The 19,575-nt window shown below is 72.2% G+C and carries 17 protein-coding genes, 2 tRNA genes and 1 pseudogene; 9 read left to right on the plus strand and 11 right to left on the minus strand.

Annotation, left to right across the window (positions count from 1 at the left end):
* Positions 1-23: 23 nt before the first annotated feature.
* On the minus strand, positions 24-1,004 hold the full coding sequence (locus ACIBBA_RS27900; protein WP_396701021.1) for a DUF2637 domain-containing protein: 981 nt from the start codon (positions 1,002-1,004) through the stop codon (positions 24-26).
* Between the two features lie 133 nt (positions 1,005-1,137).
* Here ACIBBA_RS27900 and ACIBBA_RS27905 point away from each other — a divergent pair, with 133 nt between their 5' ends.
* Complete coding sequence (locus ACIBBA_RS27905; protein ID WP_396701023.1) at positions 1,138-1,350, plus strand: hypothetical protein; 213 nt, start codon at positions 1,138-1,140, stop codon at positions 1,348-1,350.
* A 57-nt stretch (positions 1,351-1,407) separates the two neighbouring features.
* Here the strand turns inward: ACIBBA_RS27905 and ACIBBA_RS27910 are convergent, their stop codons facing one another.
* Together ACIBBA_RS27910 and ACIBBA_RS27915 are read right to left on the minus strand one after the other, a co-directional pair.
* Positions 1,408-1,815 carry a DUF397 domain-containing protein gene (locus ACIBBA_RS27910; protein ID WP_396701025.1) on the minus strand — a complete coding sequence of 136 codons (408 nt, stop codon included), beginning with the start codon at positions 1,813-1,815 and terminating at the stop codon, positions 1,408-1,410.
* Positions 1,812-2,009, minus strand: coding sequence for a hypothetical protein (locus ACIBBA_RS27915; protein WP_396701027.1), 198 nt, complete (start codon positions 2,007-2,009; stop codon positions 1,812-1,814). Before ACIBBA_RS27915 ends, ACIBBA_RS27910 begins: the two co-directional genes overlap by 4 nt.
* Positions 2,010-2,234: 225 nt before the next feature.
* On the opposite strand from ACIBBA_RS27915, the gene ACIBBA_RS27920 reads away from it, so the two are divergent.
* The 4 genes from ACIBBA_RS27920 (at position 2,235) to ACIBBA_RS27935 (ending at position 4,597) form a co-directional block, all read left to right on the plus strand.
* Positions 2,235-2,447, plus strand: coding sequence for a winged helix-turn-helix domain-containing protein (locus ACIBBA_RS27920; protein ID WP_396701029.1), 213 nt, complete (start codon positions 2,235-2,237; stop codon positions 2,445-2,447).
* A 63-nt stretch (positions 2,448-2,510) separates the two neighbouring features.
* A complete protein-coding gene (locus tag ACIBBA_RS27925; RefSeq protein WP_396701031.1) occupies positions 2,511-2,912 on the plus strand; it encodes a GntR family transcriptional regulator in 402 nt (133 codons plus the stop codon).
* Between the two features lie 255 nt (positions 2,913-3,167).
* Positions 3,168-4,169: a hypothetical protein gene (locus ACIBBA_RS27930; RefSeq protein WP_396701033.1), complete on the plus strand. Its 1,002-nt coding sequence runs from the start codon at positions 3,168-3,170 to the stop codon at positions 4,167-4,169.
* 119 nt (positions 4,170-4,288) lie between these two features.
* Entirely contained in the window at positions 4,289-4,597 is a 309-nt protein-coding gene (locus tag ACIBBA_RS27935; protein ID WP_396701035.1) for a hypothetical protein, read from the plus strand.
* An 82-nt stretch (positions 4,598-4,679) separates the two neighbouring features.
* Here the strand turns inward: ACIBBA_RS27935 and ACIBBA_RS27940 are convergent.
* The 6 genes from ACIBBA_RS27940 to ACIBBA_RS27965 all read right to left on the minus strand — a co-directional run bounded on the left by ACIBBA_RS27940 (position 4,680) and on the right by ACIBBA_RS27965 (position 11,144).
* Positions 4,680-4,756: transfer RNA gene (locus ACIBBA_RS27940), tRNA-Ile, on the minus strand.
* 62 nt (positions 4,757-4,818) lie between these two features.
* Positions 4,819-6,504: a M16 family metallopeptidase gene (locus ACIBBA_RS27945; RefSeq protein ID WP_396701037.1), complete on the minus strand. Its 1,686-nt coding sequence runs from the start codon at positions 6,502-6,504 to the stop codon at positions 4,819-4,821.
* A complete protein-coding gene (locus ACIBBA_RS27950) occupies positions 6,501-7,451 on the minus strand; it encodes a hypothetical protein (RefSeq protein WP_396701038.1) in 951 nt (316 codons plus the stop codon). The genes ACIBBA_RS27945 and ACIBBA_RS27950 overlap by 4 nt, the downstream gene beginning before the upstream one ends.
* A gap of 44 nt (positions 7,452-7,495) precedes the next feature.
* Positions 7,496-8,734 carry an NAD(P)/FAD-dependent oxidoreductase gene (locus ACIBBA_RS27955; RefSeq protein ID WP_396701040.1) on the minus strand — a complete coding sequence of 413 codons (1,239 nt, stop codon included), beginning with the start codon at positions 8,732-8,734 and terminating at the stop codon, positions 7,496-7,498.
* Positions 8,724-10,844 (minus strand): MMPL family transporter, encoded by a 2,121-nt coding sequence (locus ACIBBA_RS27960; protein ID WP_396701042.1) that lies wholly within the window; start codon positions 10,842-10,844, stop codon positions 8,724-8,726. Before ACIBBA_RS27960 ends, ACIBBA_RS27955 begins: the two co-directional genes overlap by 11 nt.
* Positions 10,845-11,071: 227 nt before the next feature.
* Positions 11,072-11,144: transfer RNA gene (locus tag ACIBBA_RS27965), tRNA-Asn, on the minus strand.
* A 294-nt stretch (positions 11,145-11,438) separates the two neighbouring features.
* On the opposite strand from ACIBBA_RS27965, the gene ACIBBA_RS27970 reads away from it, so the two are divergent.
* From ACIBBA_RS27970 to ACIBBA_RS27985, 4 genes are all read left to right on the plus strand, one after another.
* Positions 11,439-11,837: a hypothetical protein gene (locus tag ACIBBA_RS27970; protein WP_350874077.1), complete on the plus strand. Its 399-nt coding sequence runs from the start codon at positions 11,439-11,441 to the stop codon at positions 11,835-11,837.
* A gap of 280 nt (positions 11,838-12,117) precedes the next feature.
* On the plus strand, positions 12,118-15,447 hold the full coding sequence (locus ACIBBA_RS27975; protein WP_396701045.1) for a ThuA domain-containing protein: 3,330 nt from the start codon (positions 12,118-12,120) through the stop codon (positions 15,445-15,447).
* A 76-nt stretch (positions 15,448-15,523) separates the two neighbouring features.
* Complete coding sequence (locus ACIBBA_RS27980) at positions 15,524-16,594, plus strand: sugar phosphate isomerase/epimerase family protein (protein ID WP_396701047.1); 1,071 nt, start codon at positions 15,524-15,526, stop codon at positions 16,592-16,594.
* A 107-nt stretch (positions 16,595-16,701) separates the two neighbouring features.
* A complete protein-coding gene (locus ACIBBA_RS27985; protein WP_396701049.1) occupies positions 16,702-17,886 on the plus strand; it encodes an ROK family protein in 1,185 nt (394 codons plus the stop codon).
* A gap of 45 nt (positions 17,887-17,931) precedes the next feature.
* Here ACIBBA_RS27985 and ACIBBA_RS27990 read toward each other — a convergent pair whose 3' ends face one another.
* Positions 17,932-18,939, minus strand: a complete 1,008-nt coding sequence (locus ACIBBA_RS27990; protein ID WP_350874073.1) for a sugar phosphate isomerase/epimerase family protein — start codon at positions 18,937-18,939, stop codon at positions 17,932-17,934.
* Between the two features lie 333 nt (positions 18,940-19,272).
* Positions 19,273-19,575: pseudogene (locus tag ACIBBA_RS27995) on the minus strand (transposase); the annotation flags it as partial.

Consider the following 19,575-nt stretch of genomic DNA (forward strand, 5'->3'; position numbering starts at 1 on the left):
GACCGGGTCCCCGCGGCTTGAGGTCAGACCGCCGCGCGGTCTGCGTCTTCGGCGGCGAGGCGGTCACGCAACCGGATCGCCTTGGACCGGCCACAGTCGAGGACCTTTTCGATCTGGCCGAGGCTGAGGGTCTGGCCCTCGTTGTCGTCCTGCCACTGGCGCAGCTTCGCCAGGTCCGCCGCGTCCTGGTCTGTGCCACCGACCCGGGCGGTGACCGGTGGCCGGACCAGGCCGGCCCTCGCTGCGGCGGGCCGGCGGACCGGTCGGGGGGTCCGCTCGACGGCGGGGGTCTGGGGGTCCGTCGAGGCTGGCCGGTCCGCGATTGCCTGCCGAATCGGACCGGACCCCACCGGAGCCGGGTCCGGCATCCGCGCCGCAACGGTGGCCCGCACCCGGACCGCCGGACGTACGCCTACGAACGCGGCCGCCGGGTCCGTCGCCTCCAACACCAGACGCCTCCAGGCGACGAACGTCGGCCATGGGGCGAGCACCAGCCGGATCAACCGCGGGTACGTGATTGCTACCGGTCCGGGCTGGCCGCGGCGGCGCAGGACCCGGCGGCGGATCTCTGCCAACAGCACCTCGAACGCGAGCATGGCGAACACCGGCACACCGGCCGCGACCACCACGGTCACCACGTCGGCCGCCGACCGCTCCCACGCAGCCGTGGCGTTGCTCGCCGAGCTGGCCGCGATCGCCACCCCCGTGCCGAGGCGGGCGAGGACGGCGGGCCGCGCGTCGAGGCTGGCTGCCCACGCGACGGCGGCCATCGCGACGGCCATGCCGTCGAGGACCAGGGGCAGCAGCTCCGGCAGGTCGAAGCCGAGGGAGTCGGCGAAGCGGGTCTGCTCTTCGAAGGACCAGACCGCGCCGGCGACCCAGACCCCGGCGATGAGGGTGAGTGCCATGCCGATGGGCAGTGCGGACGCGACCCGCTGCCGCCAGGTCTGCGGCGGTGTCGGGGTCTGGTCCGACTCGTGGGGCTGCGCGGTGGCGTCGGTCATGCCGACCATCATGACGCGTCTGTCGTATCTGGCGCAACTGTCGCCACCCGGTTAACCTGACCGCGTGGTTATGACTGGCGCGAGCGTCGTGCGATCATCCGGGTGCAAGCACCGTCGGACCTGGGAGCGCACGTTGAGCGGCGAATGGATGAGCGTCACCGAGGCAGCCGAGGCCCTCGAAGTGTCCGCCCGCACCGTGCAGCGGTCCCTCGCCGACGTGCAGCAGCGCGCCGCCGAGTGGGGCGACGAAGGGGAGGGCTGGCGGCACAAGCCGCTATCGACCCGAGGCATCTACCAGCTCCGCCGCTCGTGGGTGCAGCGGAAGGCCGGCCAGCCCGAGTCGTGACCCAGACGCAGAGCCGCCCCCGACCGCGATGGTCGGGGGCGGCTCCGTCGTACGGGGTCAGAGCGGCTGGCCAGCGCGGACGCTGTCCACGAACGCGGTCCACTCGCGCTGGCTGAACCGGATCTGCGTCTCCGGCTGCTGCGAGTTCCGAACGACGCGGCTGCCGTCGACGTCGATCGCGACCTCGACGCAGTTCGGGCCGCTGTTGTCGCACCGCTCGGGCCGGACAAAGGTGAGCTGCTGCACGGGTGTCTCCTTCTGATCGCCGGCCACACCGTGCGGCCGGTCGTCGAGCGGGGCGGTTCGGGTGGCCAGGCCCAGGGTCTCCAGTGCCCACGCGTCCTGCGCGCAGCCCTCGCCGGGGCAGTCCACGCAGCAGCGTCGGCCATGATCGTGAGCGTCCGCGGTGAGGCGCGCCGAGTAGGTGACGCTGGCCCGGTCGACGGGCTCGTCGAGGCGGCTCACCGGGTCAGCCCGATGACGACAACGGCCAGGACGACGGCCACGACGAGGGCGGCGAGCAGGAGGGCTCGGCGAAGGGCGCTCGGGGGGAGCGGCGCCGGCGGCTGTGGGATGCCCAGGCCGTCAGGGAGGGGCGGCCGGCCGCCGGGTACGGGGTGTGCGGGTGGGAGCGGCTCACCCTGGTAGCGCTCGACCATCGCCGGGCCTCCTCAGCAGTAGGAGGTAGGGCCGGGCGGGGGCGGTGAGTCCGGGGGGACCAGCCAGTCCCCCGCCCGGCAGGGAGCTCCGCTGCTGACGAGAGTCCCTGCGGGCGAACTTAGAGTGCACAGTATGCAGAGTCAACACAGCATGCACAGAGTGCTACGTGGGGTGCCACGATCGGGGTGCTGACGAGAGGTGGCCCCGCCATGCCCCGACGACCCGTGTACGAACAGGTGATCGATGACGTGACGGCGTCGATCCGGGCCGGCACCCTAAAGCCGGGCGACAAGCTGCCGTCGATCGTCGAGCTGTGCGCCCAGTACGGCGCCAGCGCGACGCCGATCCGGTACGCACTGCGGATCCTCGACGAGCGGGGCTGGATCGAGACACATCAGGGCAAGGGGAGTTTCGTGGCGGCGACGCCGCCCGCGTAACCGGCGAACGTTCGAACGTTGCGCCCGGGGAACGTCCGTCCGGCCGCCCATACCGTCCGCGACGTGATCGACCCGCACTCTGGTGTGCCGCGGCACCGGCAGCTCGCCGACGAGCTGCGCGCCCGCGTTGAGGCCGGGGACTACGCGCCTGGCGCGCTGCTGCCCAGCGAGACGCGGTTGAGCCAGGAGTGCGGGGTGGGCCGCGGCACGGTCCGCCGGGCGATCGGGATCCTGCGCAGTGAGGGCCTGGTGGATGTTGCGTCGGGCCGGGGGACGCGGGTGCGGGAGGCTGGCGCGCCAGAGTTGGTGAAGGTACCTCGGGGCGCGCGGGTCCGGTCGCGGATGCCGACGCCTCAGGAGAGGGCCGAGCTGGACATGCCGGAGGGCGTGCCGCTGCTGCTGGTGTTGTACGGCGGGAAGACGAAGCGGTACGCGGCGGATCGGACGGAGCTGTCGCACAGCTAGGCAAGATCGGCGATCTTGACCGGTTCGAACATGTGTTCGATGCCTTACTGACTGGTTCGTCCGGTGGGCGTTGCAGATCGCATCTTGCAAATGACGCAGCGTGAATGCGTAGGAATCCACACAGATCGACCCCCCGCAGACCCCCGCTCCAGTGTGGATAGATGCGAGCGTTGCTCTATTACGCAACCATGTGCACCTGCCGCTGTCCGGTCCCGGCGGCGGGACCAGGGCGGACCGTCACCGGGGGGAGGCTGCGTGCACCATCGACTCGTCATCCGCGCAGCACTGGTGTGCGGCCTCGCCGGAGTCGCATGGTGCGCCTGGTCCACCATCGACCAGGACGCCGCGCACGCCCGTCCCGGACACAAGCCGCACGCCGTCGAGCAGCCGGGGGGGCTGCTCGCCCGCGCGGTGGACCTCCCCGAACAGGCCGCAAGCCAGGCCGGCGAGGCCGCCGAGGAAGTCCTCGACCCGCCCGCCGGCGAGGACACCGCCAGCGACGCCGGCAGCAGCGAGCCGGCCGAGCCGGAGCAGGGCGACGAGGACGCGCCCACGGCCGACTACCCCACCGAGCACGCGCCGGAGAGCGGCAAGGAGCCGACCGGCAGCGAACCGCCGGTCACGCCCATCGGCGACATCATCGACGAGGTCAAGGACGAACTTGACCAGGTCAGCGAGCAGCTCCCCACACCGCCGATCCTGCCCCTGCCGCCGGCGGCGCCCGCAGACGAGACACCGCAGCAGGAAGAGCAGCCGGAGAAGCCCTACACCCCCGTCATCGTGCTGCCTGTACCGCCGATCCTGGCGCCCACACCGCCGGCCGTGCCGCTGCTCGACGAGCTGCCCGTACCCATCGGCCCGCTCCTCGTCAACGTCGACCTCGAGGAGCATGCGCCGCTCGGTGTCGACCCGCTGCGCGACGTCGGCCGCACCACGCCGCTGTGCGCCGACGAACGACCCGCCGACGTCGCCCATGGCCCCGGCGCGGTATGGATCATCACCGACAAGCGCAGCGTCCTACCCGTGCTGCGGAAGGGCGCGCCAGCGAAGCCATGCCCCGGGTTGCCTGGCCTACCTGACGCCGCCATCCCCGGGGTCGCGGCCGTGCACCACGCTGGGCACGATGCCCTGTCCCTCTTTGCCGCCACCGTGCCGGCGGGAGCCAGGCAGCTGGCGCTCCAGCGCCTCCACACTCTGCGCGCCCGCTCCGAGGTGCCCACCGGCTGGACGACACACCCGGAGCCCGGACCCGCCTGAGCCGACCGCCCCACCACTCTGATGGTGGGACAGGCGCCGGCCGTACCGAGTGGCCCGGCTGGAGGCGTCCCCGACCTCCGATACCCCCCACCACCCCTTTCGTCGGAGGAGCTGACTTAGTGGAACCCAGCACGTGCAAGAAGGTCGGTTACGTGGCCGGAGCTCTCGCCCTGCTCCTGCTCGCCAGCCTCGCCGGATACGCCGTTGGCACCGCCCGGCCGATGACCGCGGAGCTGATGGTGATCGGCGTTGTCGACCTGTTCCTTGGCATGTCGGCGATCAAGCTGATCGGCGACGCCGTGACGATCGAGAGCATGGAAAAGCGTGTCGAGGAGCGGGCCACCCGCTACGTCCAGGGGGTTGGGGACACGGTTGACCGGCTGGCGTCGGTGCTGCCGCAGAAGGACAACGTGCGCCGTATCGGATAGTCCGCTGTCCCCTCTACGTCCCCATGCAATGCGTAACGCCCCGCCGGATGACCTCCGGCGGGGCGTTTCAGCAGGTAAACCGTGGTGGGGCGGGCGGGACTCGAACCCGCGACCGAGGGATTATGAGTCCCCTGCTCTAACCGGCTGAGCTACCGCCCCGGCACCGCGCCGGATCTTATCCCGCTCGGTCGATCACCGGCCAGCACTGGGGCCGGTGCGCATCATCGGCGCCGCCGTTGTCGCAGCAGCACGATGGGCAACGCGAGGATAACAGTGAGCAGCCAGCTCACCACGACGATGCCCCACAGCCAGCCGTCGCGCTCGGCCGGCGCGGTGGCGAACGTGCCGATCGTCATCAGCAGGGCGAGCCCACCGACGCACAGCACGGCCAGCCAGCTGAGCACCAGCACCGGGATCTCCCACCAGGAGCGCGCGCCTTCGCGGGCCGGCCGGGCGGGGTTGCGCGGCTGCGGAACGCGTTCCGGGTCGCGGGCGGGCATCAGGACGTGCCGGTCGGGCGGCACCAGGGCGTCGATGGTCCGGACGGTGTCGGGGTGCAGCGCGAACAGGGTCGGCTCGATCCGCAGCGTGATGGCGTCGGCGCCGATCAACTGGCGGGCGCCGTCCGGCCAGGCCAGCATCACCGCGCACTCGGCGTACCGGACGGTGATCGGGCCGTGCGGTCCGACGTAGCTCGCCCCTTCCAGGCCGACCCGCAGCTCGCCCTCGCCGTCCCGCTCCCGGTAGGCGGTGCCGGTGACGACACCGGCCGAGCGGGTGGGCGCCGCGACGAAGCCGGCCCAGTCCGCGGTGTGCCCGTCCGGCACCATGAGCAGCGCGGACGCGGTCACCTCCCGGGCCACCTCGTGCAGGTCGGCGACCGTCACGGCCTTCAGCTCGGCCCGGTGCTCGTCGGTGCTGAGGTTGGGCTCACCGGTCAGCAGGTTCAGGGCGTACGACGGCAGCCGGGCGGCGTCCACCTCGCCGGTGGCGAGGAACTCCTCCCGCTTGGCGACGGTCGCGTCCAGGTCGGCCTGCTCGATCCGGCCCACCCGCAGCTTGGCCAGTACGTCGATGAAGCCACCGAGCACCGCGTCCTGCTTCTCGGGCAGCGCGTCGGCCAGCGCGCGGAGCGTGGCGTGCCCGTCGCCCCGGGGCTCGTAGCCGGCCTGGATGGCGTAGGAGAGGCCGCCCTCCTGCCGCAGCGAGCGGAACAGCTCGCGCTCCAGCACCCCGGCGAAGGCGCTCGCCGCGGTGCTCCGCCGCACCACCGCGTCGAGCACCACCGCCCGGGAGCCGTTGACGAAGTACGCCGGGGTCTGCGGCAGCGCCGACGACACCGCCGGAACGGGCTGGCGGACACCGGCGGGCAGCGGCAGCCGCAGCCCGGCGGGGATCCGGTCGCCGGCGATCCAGAGCACCGCGTTCTCCCGGGTGAACCAGCGGGCGGCCCACTGCCGCAGGTCCTCGGCGGTCAGCGCGGAGAGGCCGAACTCGGGATAGCTGCTCAGGCCGTGGTCGCGGGCGCCGTGCCGCCACAGCGGCAGGTCGCCGACCGCCGAGGCCCCTCGGCTGCTCCACTCGGTGCGCAGGATCTCCTTCTCCACCTCGATCCGGGCCACCGGGAGGTCGTGCAGGTGCTGGCAGACCGCGGTGAGGAAGGAGGCGATGTCCTGCTCGGAGCCCTGCAGGTGAAAGCTGGTGGCGACGGGCGCGGTGGCGCCGTTGAAGTGGTAGTCGGCGAGCCCGAGCGGGGCGAGCGCGAGGTGTTCCACCAGGTGGGTGATGCCGCTGCGGGCCAGCGTCTCGTCGGCGGTGCCGACTCGGAAGGTCAGCCCGGCCCGCATCGGGCCCGCCGTCGGCGCGAGCAGGGTGGGGACCCCGTCCACGTCCAGCTCCTGGATCATGCGACACCGCCCTTCTCGTACGCCTCGGCGCGGAACCGCTGGAACAGCTTGCTCGCGTCCCCGTCGATGTAGCCGAACATCGCCTTGTCGCCGAGCGGCCCCATGGCCACGAACTGCTGGGCCGCCGGGCCGTACTCCTGCATCAGCACGAACGCCATGGCGAAGATGCTGCGCACCCAGACCCAGCCGTGCTCGTGGCGGAAGTCGGGGTGCCGGACCGAGCGGTGCGCGGCCGCGTGGATCTCCTGGCTGACCTGCGGGCTGCGCAGGTAGGCCTGGGCCTGCCCGAGGTTCCCGTCCAGGGCCTGCTCCAGGTGCGCCTCGACGACCAGCACCGCGTTCGGCGCGCCGGGCGGCGCGGCCTCGGCGCACTCCCGGGCGAAGCCGTGCGCCCGCTCCCAGGTGCCGCTCCACTTCGGGCAGAACTGCTGCAGCAGCGAGGCCTGCGCCGGCAGGTGGTGCGGGTGGTGCTGGGCGAGCCGGTCGTAGCGTCGGCGCGCCTCGGCCTGGCCGAGTTCCAACCCGCGGCAGTTGGTGATCCGCTGAGTCCAGGCGGCCGCGTCGGCCGGGTGCCGGGCGGTCACGTCGATGAGCACCTGCTCGGCGCGGCGCAGGTAGTCGTGGAACTGGGCGAACTGCTCACGGCTGACGTACTGGGCGCGGTAGGACGAGCGGATCCGCCAGCCGGCCTGGATCAGGTGCGCGCCGAGCAGGGTGCCGGCCAGCGCGTCGTCCGGGTCGTCGGCGACCACCTTGCGCAGGAACGGTTCGGCGGCCTCGGCCTCGGCGGCCACTCCGATCAGGAAGGTCCGGGCGCCGGCGTCGAGCCCTTCGAGGAGCGCGCGCAGGGCCGGCCAGTCGTTCGCGGCGAGCGCGTCACGGACCGGTGCGACCTCCGGGTACGCCGCGGCGGGGTCGAAGTTCGGCGGAGCGAGGGGTGCGGACACGGCGGAGAGCATAAGTGATCATCAACGGGCCGCAACTCCCCCGTTCAGCCGGCACGCAGCTCGGCCAGCACCTCGCCGGCCGCCCGCCAGCCGCTGGCCAGGGCGCCCTGGATGGACGGGCTGGCCCGGTGGTCCCCGGCGACGAAGAGCCCGTCACCGAGCGCCACCGGCTTGCGCAGCCGGCCCTGAGGCGGCGGCGCGGCGGGCAGCGCGTCGGGTACGCGGACGGTGGTCAGGTGGGTCCAGTCGGCGGTGGACCGGCCGTAGAGCCGGGCCAGTTCGGCGCGTACGGCCGGCTCGGGTGGGGGTTTCGGGCCGACCACCGAGGTGGCCACCAGGTGCCGGCCGGTCGGGGCGTAGGTCGGCGCGGCGTTGCTGACCACCACCGTGTTCGCGAGGATCTCCCGCCGCTCGCCGTCGAGCAGCAGGATCGGCTCGTCCAGCGGTGCCGCCTCGGTGCTGTGGTAGTAGGTCGCGTAGCTGTGCATGCGTACCGTCGCCACGGCCGGCAGCAGCGTGGGTGCCGCCGGCGGGTCCACGGCGACCACGACGGCCCGGCAGCGGAGGTCGCCGGCCTGGGTGCGCACCCGGCCGGGCGCGACCTCGGCGACCGGGGTGTTCAGCTCGATCAGGTCGGCCGGCAGCGGGTCGGCGATCGCCCGGGGCAGGGCGGCCATCCCCTCGGCCGGCAGGCCGATCCGCCCGCGGGCGAACGACCGCAGCACCATCGCCAGCACCCGGCTGGAGGTCTCCAGCTCGCGGTCGATGAGGACGCCGGAGAGGAACGGGCGGATCAGCTCCTCGATGATCGTGTCGGAGAGGCCGGCCCGTCGCAGCGCCACCTCGCTGGTGGTCTCCGGCGCGCTGAGCAGCCGTCCGGCCGGCAGCGTGGCGCAGCCGGCGGCGAGCCCGGCGAAACGGATCCGGTCGAGCAGGGAGCCGATCCCGGCGAGCGCGGTGCCCGGGGCGCCGGTCGGCTCGCGCAGCGGGTTGACCAGCCGGACCAGCCGGTCTCCGCGGCGCACCAGCACCCCGGAGGTGAACAGGCCCGGCCGCAGCCGGTCGACGTCGAGCAGCGTGCCGAGCCGGGGGTAGGCGGTGTTGAGCACCTGGAAACCCCGGTCCAGCAGGTAGCCGTCGACCGCGTCGGTGGCCACCCGGCCGCCGAGCCGGTCGCTCGCCTCCAGCAGCAGCCAGGGCACACCGGCGCGATGCAGCCGGCGGGCGGCGGCGAGCCCGGCCAGGCCGCCGCCGACGATGACCACGTCCGTCTCAACCAGCATTCAGCCGGCCCTCCTCACGGTTGCGGCGGGCCAGCCGGCCCGGCCACCAGATCGTCGGCCCGATGTCGTACGCGACCGCGGGCACCAGCAGCGAGCGGACCACGATGGTGTCGATCAGTACGCCGACCGCGACCGCGGTGCCCAGCTCGACCAGCACCACCAGCGGCAGCACGGCGAGCGCGGAGAAGGTCGCGGCGAGCACGACGCCGGCCGAGGTGATCACGCCGCCGGTGACCGCGAGGCCGGCCAGCACGCCGGCCCGGGTGCCGCGTCGGGTGGACTCCTCCCGGACCCGGCTCATCAGGAAGATGTTGTAGTCGATGCCGAGGGCGACCAGGAACACGAAGGCGAAGAGCGGGAAGGACGCGTCCACGCCGGGGAAGTCGAAGACGTACCGGAACAGCAGCGCGCAGAGCCCGAGGGTGGCCGCGAAGGAGAGCAGCACGGTCACGATCAGCAGGACGGGGGCCACGATCGCGCGCAGCAGCAGGGCCAGGATGACCGCGATGACCGCCAGCACCACCGGGATGATCACGTTCTGGTCGCGTTCGGCCGCGTCGGTGGTGTCCACGTTGATCGCGGTGAAGCCACCGACCACCGCGCCGGCCTCCGGCACCCGGTGCACGGCCGCACGCAGCTCGCGGATGGTCCGCTCGGCCCCGTCGCTGTCCGGCGGGTCGGCGAGCGTCGCCTCCAGCTGGACCCGGCCGTCGACCACGAGCGGCGGCGTCCCCGACGCGGCGGCGCCGGCCAGTTCGGCGGTCACCGGTCGCACGGCGGCCACCCCACGGACGCCCTGGGCCGTCTCGGTGACCTGCCGGGCGGTCTGCTGACTGGTGAAGATGCTCGCCGGGCTGCCGGTGCCGGCCGGGTAGTGCCGGGCGATCACCTCCTGGCCGGCCACCGAGTCGGTGCGCTGGGTGAACAGGTCGGACTGGCCGAGCGTGGTGGTGCCGAGCTGGGTGAGGCCGACGGCGAGGACGGCCAGCAGGAGCGCGGTGACCACCCAGACCCGCCGGGCGCGCCGGGCCACGAAGCCGGCGATCCGGGCCCAGATCCCGTGCTCGGCCTGCGGGTCGGCCCGGTCGTTGCGGGGCCGACGCGGCCAGAACACCCAACGTCCGCCGAGCACCAGCAGCGCGGGCAGGAAGGTGAGCATCACCAGCAGGGTGGCGGCGATGCCGATCGCGGCGACCGGCCCGAGCGCCCGGTTGGAGTTCAGGCTGGACAGCAGCAGGCAGAGCAGGCTGACGATGACGGTGCCACCGGAGGCGATGATGGCCGGGGCCGCGCCCCGCCAGGCGGTGCGCATGGCCGCCCAGGGCGTCTCGTGCCGGTGCAGCTCCTCGCGGTAGCGGGCGACCAGCAGCAGCGCGTAGTCGGTGCCGGCGCCGAAGACCAGCACGGTGAGGATGCCCTGCGCCTGCCCGTTGAGGGTGACCAGGTCCGCGTCGGCGAGCAGGTAGACGAAGAGCGACGCCACGGCGTACGACATCCCGGCGGCGAGCAGCGGGAAGGCCCAGAGCACCGGGCTGCGGTAGACGATCAGCAGGATGACCAGCACCACGCAGAGGGTGACCAGCAGCAGCGCGCCGTCGATCGCGGAGAAGACCTCGATCAGGTCGGCGAGCAGGCCGGCCGGACCGGCGACGTCCACGGTCAGCCCGCCGGCACCGCCGCCGGCGATTCCCCGGATCCGCTCGACGACGCTGCCGATCCGCTCCCCCTCGGCGTCGTCGATCGGGACCACCACCTGGAGCGCCTGCCCGTCGGCGCTCGGGATCGGCGGGGGCAGCGGCCCGACCACCCCGGGCAGCTGCGCGAACCGGGCGGCGTCCCCGGCCACCCGCTGCTTGTCGGCCTCGGTGAGGCCGGAGCGCCGTTCGTAGACCACGAGGGCGGGGGTGCTCTGCCGGTCCACGAAGCCGCCGGCCAGTTCCTGCGCGCGGGTGGCCTCGGCGTCGGCGGGGAGGAAGGCGGCATTGTCGTTGGTCGCCACGTCGCCGAGGCGCCCCGAGTAGGGTCCGGCGACCGCGCCGATGACCAGCCACGCCAGCACCACGACGACCGCGATCAGCGTGGCCCGGCTGCGGCCTACCGGTCCGGACATCCGCCCCCACCCGTGATTCGACGCACAAAACGACGCAACCGAAGCCTAAGCCGACATCGTCCATCCTGCCCGGGAGGCGAACCAGGAGGGGGCGAAACGGCACCTATGCCCCGATTGCGCCGTGGCGGAACCGGCGCGCCGGCGGACTGCCACACCGGGAGCGGGGCAGGGAGGGCGGAAACGACGAACGCCCGGCGGCGAGGGCCGACGGGCGTTTCGTGGAGCGGCTCCCCCGATTGGACTCGAACCAATAACCTGCCGGTTAACAGCCGGCTGCTCTGCCAATTGAGCTACAGGGGACTGCATCGGCTGGCGTGCGGATCTCTCCGGCGCCGTGCGACGGGGACAAGAATACAGGACTCCGGGGGGTGTGAGTCCAGGGGGTTACCGAGCCCATCCCGGCCCGGACAGTGGCCGGCCACCCGGGGCGCTCGGGATCGGCAATTCGGATAAATCGTCATCACGGCACAAGCAGGTATGAGTACGGAGCAGGATGGGTAGTTAGCTGCGGACGACAGGACGCAGGCGCGAGGTGGTCGTACGCCGGGGTGACCCGACGCGACCGACGGCGCGTCAGGTACGGAAGGAGCCGCCATGCGCGGAAAGATCATGTTTCTTGGCGGGCTGGCTGCGGGATTCGTCCTGGGCGCCCGTGCCGGCCGGGAGAAGTACGAGGAGTTGGTGGTCCGGGGCCGCAAGGTGCTCGACCACCCGACCGTCCAGGAGGCGGCCGGGGTGGCTCAGGCCCAGGCGACCCGGCTCTACAGCGAGGGCAAGGACAAGCTCGGCCAGACCAAGCTGGGCGAGAAGCTGGGCACCGGCAACGGCCACAAGCAGGAGCTGACGGCGGCGGACGACGCGTTCGCCGGCACGCCGGCCACGGTCGGCGCGAAGCACAGCACCGGTGCGTCGAGTGGCGGGTCGACGTCGTCGGCCAGCACCACGCCGCGGACCAAGCCGTCCGGCTCGGGCACCAACAGCAACACCCTCTAGTCGCACCTGGGTACGGGCCCGACCGCCAGTTCGGCGGTCGGGCCCGTACCGTGTCTGCGCACGTCACGGCCGCACGGTCAACGGCTGGGGAGACTTTCTCCGATTTGGAACGAAAGTTCGACCGTATCGACAAAAACTTCTGCCGGTTACCCCTTCTCTTTAGTGTCACCCGCAAATATCGTCCTGCGTAGAACCTGGCCAGGCTCTTGGTACTCCCCCGGCGACCTCCTCAGCGACGTACCGGCGCTGGGGCGGACCCGCCCGACCAGAGCGAGGTTCGATGCGCAGACCCATCGGCCGAAGAGCCGTCACCTACCTCAGCCTTCTCACCCTCGTCGGCGCGACGCTCGTCGCGACCGAACCCCACCAGCCGGCGCCGGCGCAGGCCGCCCCGGCCGAGCAGAGCAACGGCATCCAGTACAAGGTCCTCGTCTTCACCCGATCGGCCGGCGGCAGCCACGCCGCCACCGACGCCGGGGTCGCCGCGATCCGGGAACTCGGCAACGACCGGCGGTTCACCGTCGAGGTCACCGACGACTCCCGCAAGTTCGACGAGCCGCACCTCAAGCAGTTCCGCGCGGTGGTGTTCCTGAACACCTCCGGCGACGTGCTGACCGACGCCCAGCAGGCGGCGTTCGAGCAGTACTACCGCGACGGCGGCGGTTTCGTCGGCGTGCACTCGGCGATCGAGGCGGAGCCGGGCTGGTCCTTCCTCGACCAGGTGCTCGGCACCCGCGCCGCCGGGCCCGCGGCACCGGCCAGCCCGGCCACGGTCACCGTCGCCGACCGGGTGCACCCGGCGTCCGCCCCGCTGCCCGAGCGGTGGACCACGACCGACCGGTGGTACAACTTCGCGGCCAACGTCCGGGGCTTCTCACACGTCCTGGCCACGGTGGACGAGAAGACGTACGCCGGCGGCAGCATGGGCTTCGACCACCCGGTCACCTGGTGCAAGGACTACCAGGGTGGCCGCTCCTTCTACACCGGACTCGGCGCCACCCCGGAGAGCTACTCCGGCGCCGACCTGCGGGCCCACCTCGCCGGAGCGATCCAGTGGGCGGCCCGCACCACCGACGGCGACTGTGGCGCGACCGTGCTGGCCAACTACCAGATGGAGGTCGTCGGCGCGCAGCCGAACGTCAACGAGCCGATCGGTTTCGACGTGCTGCCCGACGGCCGGGTCATCCAGACCGACCGTCGCGGTGGCGTACGGCTGCACGACCCGAAGAGCAACCAGACCACCGTGCTCGCCCAAATCCCGGTCTACACCCACAGCGAGGACGGGATGTACGGGCCGGCGATCGACCGGGACTTCGCCACCAACAGGTGGGTGTACCTGTACTACGCGCCACCACTGGACACCCCCACCGGCGGCGCGCCGACCACCAGCACCGACCCGGCGGCCTGGGACCAGTGGAAGGGCTACTTCCAGCTGTCCCGCTTCAAGTTCGTCGACGGCGAGTCCCCGTCGCTGGACGTCGCATCGGAGCAGAAGATCCTCCAGGTGCCGGTCGACCGGGGCGCCTGCTGCCACGTCGCCGGTGACATCGCCTTCGACTCGGCGAACAACCTCTGGCTGGTGACCGGGGACGACACCCCGGCCGGCGGCGGCGGCTCGGGCGGCTTCTCGCCGCACAACGACTCGGTCAGCGCCACCGGGGTCTACCAGGCGCCGTTCGTGGACGCCCGGCGCAGCTCGGCCAACACCAACGACCTGCGCGGCAAGATCCTGCGGGTCTCGGTCCAGCCGGACGGCAGCTACACCGTGCCGGCGGGCAACATGTTCCCCGAGGCGCAGGACCCGGGCGACAAGACCCGGCCGGAGATCTACGCGATGGGCTTCCGGAACCCGTTCCGGATCACCCTCGACTCCGACGACGTCGCCTACATCACCGACTACTCCCCCGACTCCTCGACCGCCGCCGTGGGCCGGGGTCCGGCGGGCACCGGCCGGATGATGGTGGTCGACAAGCCGGCGAACTACGGCTGGCCAATGTGCGTGCAGCCGAACCTGCCGTACATCGAGATGAACTGGACTACCAACCCGATCTCGCCGGTGGCGCCGTTCGACTGCGCGGCGCCGCGCAACACCTCCCGGCACAACACCGGCCTGACCGACCTGCCGGCGGTGCAGAAGTCGGAGCTCTGGTACTCGTTCCAGGCCCCGACTCCCTGCCCGGAGTCCTACCTGTCCACCCCGACGCAGACCTGCCCGGTGCTCTTCCCGGAGCTGGGCACCGGCGGCGTCGGTCCGCACGGCGCGGCGCGCTACGACTACGACCCGGAGCTGAGGTCGGAGACGAAGTTCCCCGCGTACTTCGATGGCGCGATCTTCTTCGGCGAGTTCACCCGGGACACGCTCAAGGAGATCCGGCTCGACGGTCAGGGCGACATCCTGAAGATCAACAATGTGTTGAACTGCGGGCAGGCGCCCACCACGCCGACGAAGCCGTTCCTCTGCGACAACCCGATGGACATGAAGTGGGGCCCGGACGGGAACTTCTACCTGCTGACGTACGGCGACGGGTTCTTCAACGTCAACCCGGACGCGGCGATGCTGAAGTTCAGCTACGTCAAGGGGCTGCGGGCGCCGAACGCGGTGCTCACCGCCGACCGGACCAACGGCACCGCACCGCTGACCGTCGCGTTCAGCAGCGAGGGGTCGAAGGACCCGGACCCGGCGGACTCCATCTCGTTCGCCTGGGACTTCGACGGCAACGGCACGACCGACTCGGTCGACCCGAACCCGACGCACACCTACACCGCCAACGGCGTCTACACCGCCCGGCTGACGGTGACCGACTCCAGCGGCAAGACCGCGTCGGCCAACACCACCATCACGGTCGGCAACACCGCGCCGACGGTCACCGTCAACACCCCGCCGGAGGGCGGCTTCTTCAGCTGGGGTGACGGCATCCCCTGGTCGGTGACGGTCACCGACCCCGAGGACGGGCCGGTCGACTGCGGCAAGGTCGAGGTGACCTTCGTCCTGGGCCACGACAGCCACGGGCACGGCGAGGCCAACCAGTTCGGCTGCTCAGGGGTGCTGCCCACCGACCCGGATGACGCCTCGCACGGCGGCTACATCTACGGCGTGGTGAGCGCCTCCTACACCGACCAGGGGGCCAACGGGCAGCCGGCGCTGACCACGGTGGACCAGCAGGTCATCCAGGACAAGCGGCAGGAGGTCGAGTTCGCCGTCGACCAGTCCGGCACCACCGTCGGCGCCAGCGCCGACACCGGTGGCGGGCAGCAGCGCGGCAGCCTCGACCCGGGTGACTGGATCGCGGTCAACAACACGGTGGACCTGCGGAACATGCAGTCGGTCACGCTGCGCACCTCGGGCGGCAGCGCGGCCACCGCCGGGCAGCCCCGGTTCGGCGTCCAGCTGCGGCTGGACTCCCCCACCGGCCCGCTGCTGGGCACCACGGTGGTCAACGCCACCACCGGCAACAACGCCTTCACCAGCACCACCCTGCCGATCACCGACCCGGGCGGCCCGCACCGGCTCTACCTCGTCTTCAACACCGTCCCCGGCGGTCCGACCAGCGGTTTCGGAAACCTGAACTGGATCGAGTTCGCCGGACAGGGCATCGGCGTCACGTCCTGACGACGCCGTGGCCGGGGCCGCCGCGGCGGCCCCGGCCAACCGCTCCACCCACCAACCGCACCAGGAAAGGCAGCAGATGAACGACAGTCAGCACGGAATGAGCCGGCGCCGGATGCTCGGCGCCCTGGCCGGCGCCGCCGGCGTGGCCGCCGTCGGCGCCACCGGCCTGGCCTCCCCGGCCTTCGCCGGCAACGGCCTGCTCGTCCCCACCGGCAAGCGCGGCATCATCCTCTACAGCGTTCGGGACCGGATCAGCGCCGCCCCGGACACCAGCGGCGTGCCGTACGGCTTCGAGCGGGTCCTCGGCCGGCTGGCCGAGATCGGCTACAAGGAGGTGGAGTTCGCCGGGTACACCCAGAACACGTCGATCCTGGGCCGGCAGATCACCGCCGAGGAGATCCGCAAGATCCTCGACGACAACGGGCTGCGGGCCAACGGATCGCACGCCTCCATCCCCAGCACCATCAACCCGACCACCCTCGCCGCGTTCGAGCAGCAGCTCGACATCGCCGAGACGCTGGGGATGACCCACATCGGCACCGGCAACGACCCGACCGGCAGCAACTACAAGGCCGACTGGGACGCCGCCGTCGACCGGTGGAACACCCTCGGCGAGATCGCCGCCGCCCGTGGGCTCAAGCTCTACACCCACAACCACGACGCGGCGTACAACTTCCTACTCGACAGCGGGCCGCTGGACGCCCAGGGGCGGCCCACCCGGTCCTCCGGCGTACGCAAGCTGGAGTACTTCATCGGGCTGACCAACCCGGAGTGGGTCTGGTTCGAGATGGACATCTACTGGGCCCACGTGGCCCAGCACCGGTTCCGCAGCTACACCGACCCGGACGGGGTGACCCAGACCAGCATCTTCGACCCGCTGGCCGTGGTCGCCGCGCAGACCATCCGGTTCCCGCTGTTCCACGCCAAGGACGGCACCTACGACCCGGCCAGCGCGGCCGGCTACGCGATGGTGCCGCTCGGTGAGGGCGACATCGACTACGGCAACTTCTTCGCCAACATGGGCGCGAAGGGTTACCACAACCCGATGTGGGAGCAGGACAACGCGCCGGGCGGGTCCGCCGACCCGGGCCGCTCGCTGCGGTACGCGGAGGTCAGCTACCAGCACATGTCGGGTCTGCGGGGCTGACAGACTCGACAGGTGACGCCAGGGGTCGCATCCGTCATCGGATGCGACCCCTGGTCGCTACAAGGCGGTAACACCGTCGTGGAAGACTCCAGCCGGAGGTGATGGCGATGGTGCTCGTCCGGCCGGAGAACACGCAGCAGGCACGTCTCGTCCGGTTGCTCCGCGACGACGGCCCCCGCTCCCGGGTGGAGCTGGGCGACGCGCTGGGCCTGTCCCGTTCGACGCTGACCACGGAGCTGGAGCGGCTGGTCGCCGGGGGCCTGGTCGAGACCGCCGGGCCGGCGGCCTCCCGCGGCGGGCGTCGCTCCTCGCTGCTGCGCCTCGCCGGTGGGGTGCGCTTCGCCAGCGTGGTCGTCGCCGCCGACCAGGCCAGGGTGGCGATCACCGACGGCGAGCTGAACGTCCTGGCCGAGGCCGACGACGCGGTCGACGTCCGCATCGGGCCGGAACCGGTGATCGCTCGGGCCGTCGAGCTGGTCGAGAAGCTCCGCGCCGAGCTGGGCGTCGCCCAGCTGGCCGGGGTCGGCATCGGCCTGCCCGGGCCGGTCGGCGCCGAGGCCGGCACCTCCGTCGCGCCCGCGGTCCTGCCCGGCTGGCAGCGGTTCGGAGTCCGGGACGCGTTCGCCACCGAGCTGGGCTGCCCGGCGCTGGTGGACAACGACGCCAACCTGCTCGCCCTCGGCGAGCAGCACACCGGCATCGGCCGTACCTTCGACGACTTCCTCTACCTCAAGCTCGGCACGGCGATCGGCTGTGGCCTGGTGCTCGGCGGGACGCTCTACCGGGGCGCGACCAGCAGCGCCGGGGACATCGCGCACCTGCCGCTGGGCGAGGACGGGCCGCCCTGCGTCTGCGGCGAGAGCGGCTGCGTGGAGGCCTACTGCGGCGACGCCGGGCTGGTCGGGGCGGCGTTGACCGCCGCGCGGTCCGGCCCGCCCGGTGCGCTGGCCGCCCGGCTCGCCGCCACGGGCACGCTGACCGTGCGGGACGTGGCCGCCGCTGCGACCGCCGGCGACCCCGCCGCCCAGACCGTGGTACGCGACGCGGGGCGGCGCCTCGGCCGGGTGCTGGTCGGGCTGGTCAGCTTCTTCAACCCCGGCATCGTCGTGATCGGTGGCGCGCCGGACGGGGCGGGGCACCTCCTGCTGGCCGAGATCCGCAGCGTGGTCTACCGCCGGTCGGCCCCGCTGGCCACCGGCGCCATGCCGGTCGTGCTGACCGACCTGGCCGACCGGGCCGCGCTGGTGGGCGCGGCGCGGCTGGTCAGCGAGCACGTCTTCGCCACGCACTGACCGGGCCGGGGGCCGACCGGCGGCCGACCCCCGGGCCGGGTGGTTTCAGTCCTTGCTGCTGAACGCCGCGTCGAAGGCGGCGGTCGGGGCGTCGAAGGCGAGCCGGCGGACGAACTGGAGCGCCTCCGGGGCGCCGACCAGGCGGTCCATCCCGGCGTCCTCCCACTCGATCGAGATCGGCCCGGAGTAGCCGATCGCGTTCAACGCCCGGAAGCAGTCCTCCCACGGCACGTCACCGTGCCCGGTGGAGACGAAGTCCCAGCCGCGGCGCAGATCGGCCCAGGGCAGGTGCGAGGCGAGCCGGCCACGCCGCCCGTCCCCGGTGCGCACCTTGGCGTCCTTGCAGTCCACGTGGTAGATCCGGTCGGCGAAGTCGAAGATGAAGTTCACCGGGTCCAGCTCCTGCCAGACGAAGTGCGACGGGTCCCAGTTCAGCCCGAAGGCGGGCCGGTTGCCGATCGCCTCCAGCGCCCGCTTCGTCGTCCAGTAGTCGTACGCGATCTCGCTCGGGTGCACCTCGTGGGCGAACCGAACCCCGACCTCGTCGAAGACGTCGAGGATCGGGTTCCACCGGTCGGCGAAGTCCTGGTAGCCCTTCTCGATCATCGACGGCGGCACCGGCGGGAACATCGCCAGGGTGTGCCAGATCGACGAGCCGGTGAAGCCGACGACGGTGTTCACCCCCAGCTTCGCCGCCGCCCGGGCAGTGTCCTTGATCTCCTCGGCGGCCCGCTGACGCACCCCCTCGGGCTCCCCGTCGCCCCAGATCCGGGCGGGCAGGATGTCCTGGTGCCGCTCGTCGATGGGGTGGTCGCAGACGGCCTGGCCGACCAGGTGGTTGGAGATCGTGAAGACCTGGAGGTTGTGCTTGGCCAGGGTCTCCCGCTTGCGCTCGACGTACGAGTCGTCGGCGAGCGCCTTGTCGACCTCGAAGTGGTCGCCCCAGCAGGCGATCTCCAGCCCGTCATAGCCCCACTCGGAGGCGAGCCGGCAGACCTCGTCGAACGGAAGATCGGCCCACTGGCCGGTGAAGAGCGTGATAGGTCGCGCCATTGTCCTTCTCTCCCCTGTTGGAATGGGGATTCCGTACGGGCGGACCGGGGCGAGGGCGACCGGTCGCACCGGTGCGTGGCGAGGTCGCGGCGGAGGACCGGTGGGCGCGGGACGCGCCTGGGCCCGCCGGGTTGCGCCTCCCGCCGGGTCACCGGCCACCGTCACGGTCGCCGCCCCCACTCTAGGTCGACCGGAAGCGGCACGGAAGAGCCTGGGTGCCGCGGCCCGCGCGGCACCCCCACCCGAGCGACATGCCCCAGGGAACGTTTCCCCTGGGGCATGTCGTTCTCGGCTCTATCGTGCGCCGCGATCAGCGGGATGCTCCTATGGACGTCAAGCGGTGCTGAGGGCGGTGAAGTCGGCCATGAGCGCGGTGTGGACCTCGCGGACGATGTATCGCTTGAGGCAGCGCATGATTTCTGTCTTGGCGAGGCCTTGTTTGGTGCGGTTGCACGTAGTCGCGGGTGCGGGGGTCGTAGCGCATGCGGGTTAGCGCGATGGTGTAGAGGGCGTTGTTGGCGGCTCGGTCGCCGCCGCGGTTGAGGCGGTGGCGGTCGGTGCGTCCGGAGCTTGCGGGGATCGGGGCGGCGCCGCAGAGGTGGGCAAGGGCGGCTTCGGAGCGCAGCCGGTCGGGGT

This window comes from Micromonospora sp. NPDC051006 (assembly GCF_044456245.1).
Classification (GTDB): domain Bacteria; phylum Actinomycetota; class Actinomycetes; order Mycobacteriales; family Micromonosporaceae; genus Micromonospora.

Excerpts from the sequence above, each read along its gene's own strand:
- ACIBBA_RS27970 (WP_350874077.1), top strand. The coding sequence starts at position 11,439 with ATGCGCGGAAAGATCATGTTTCTTGGCGGGCTGGCTGCGGGATTCGTC.
- ACIBBA_RS27960 (WP_396701042.1), bottom strand. The coding sequence starts at position 10,844 with ATGTCCGGACCGGTAGGCCGCAGCCGGGCCACGCTGATCGCGGTCGTC.
- ACIBBA_RS27980 (WP_396701047.1), top strand. The coding sequence starts at position 15,524 with ATGAACGACAGTCAGCACGGAATGAGCCGGCGCCGGATGCTCGGCGCC.
- ACIBBA_RS27945 (WP_396701037.1), bottom strand. The coding sequence starts at position 6,504 with ATGATCCAGGAGCTGGACGTGGACGGGGTCCCCACCCTGCTCGCGCCG.
- ACIBBA_RS27975 (WP_396701045.1), top strand. The coding sequence starts at position 12,118 with ATGCGCAGACCCATCGGCCGAAGAGCCGTCACCTACCTCAGCCTTCTC.
- ACIBBA_RS27955 (WP_396701040.1), bottom strand. The coding sequence starts at position 8,734 with ATGCTGGTTGAGACGGACGTGGTCATCGTCGGCGGCGGCCTGGCCGGG.
- ACIBBA_RS27915 (WP_396701027.1), bottom strand. The coding sequence starts at position 2,009 with ATGGTCGAGCGCTACCAGGGTGAGCCGCTCCCACCCGCACACCCCGTA.
- ACIBBA_RS27985 (WP_396701049.1), top strand. The coding sequence starts at position 16,702 with ATGGTGCTCGTCCGGCCGGAGAACACGCAGCAGGCACGTCTCGTCCGG.
- ACIBBA_RS27990 (WP_350874073.1), bottom strand. The coding sequence starts at position 18,939 with ATGGCGCGACCTATCACGCTCTTCACCGGCCAGTGGGCCGATCTTCCG.
- ACIBBA_RS27900 (WP_396701021.1), bottom strand. The coding sequence starts at position 1,004 with ATGACCGACGCCACCGCGCAGCCCCACGAGTCGGACCAGACCCCGACA.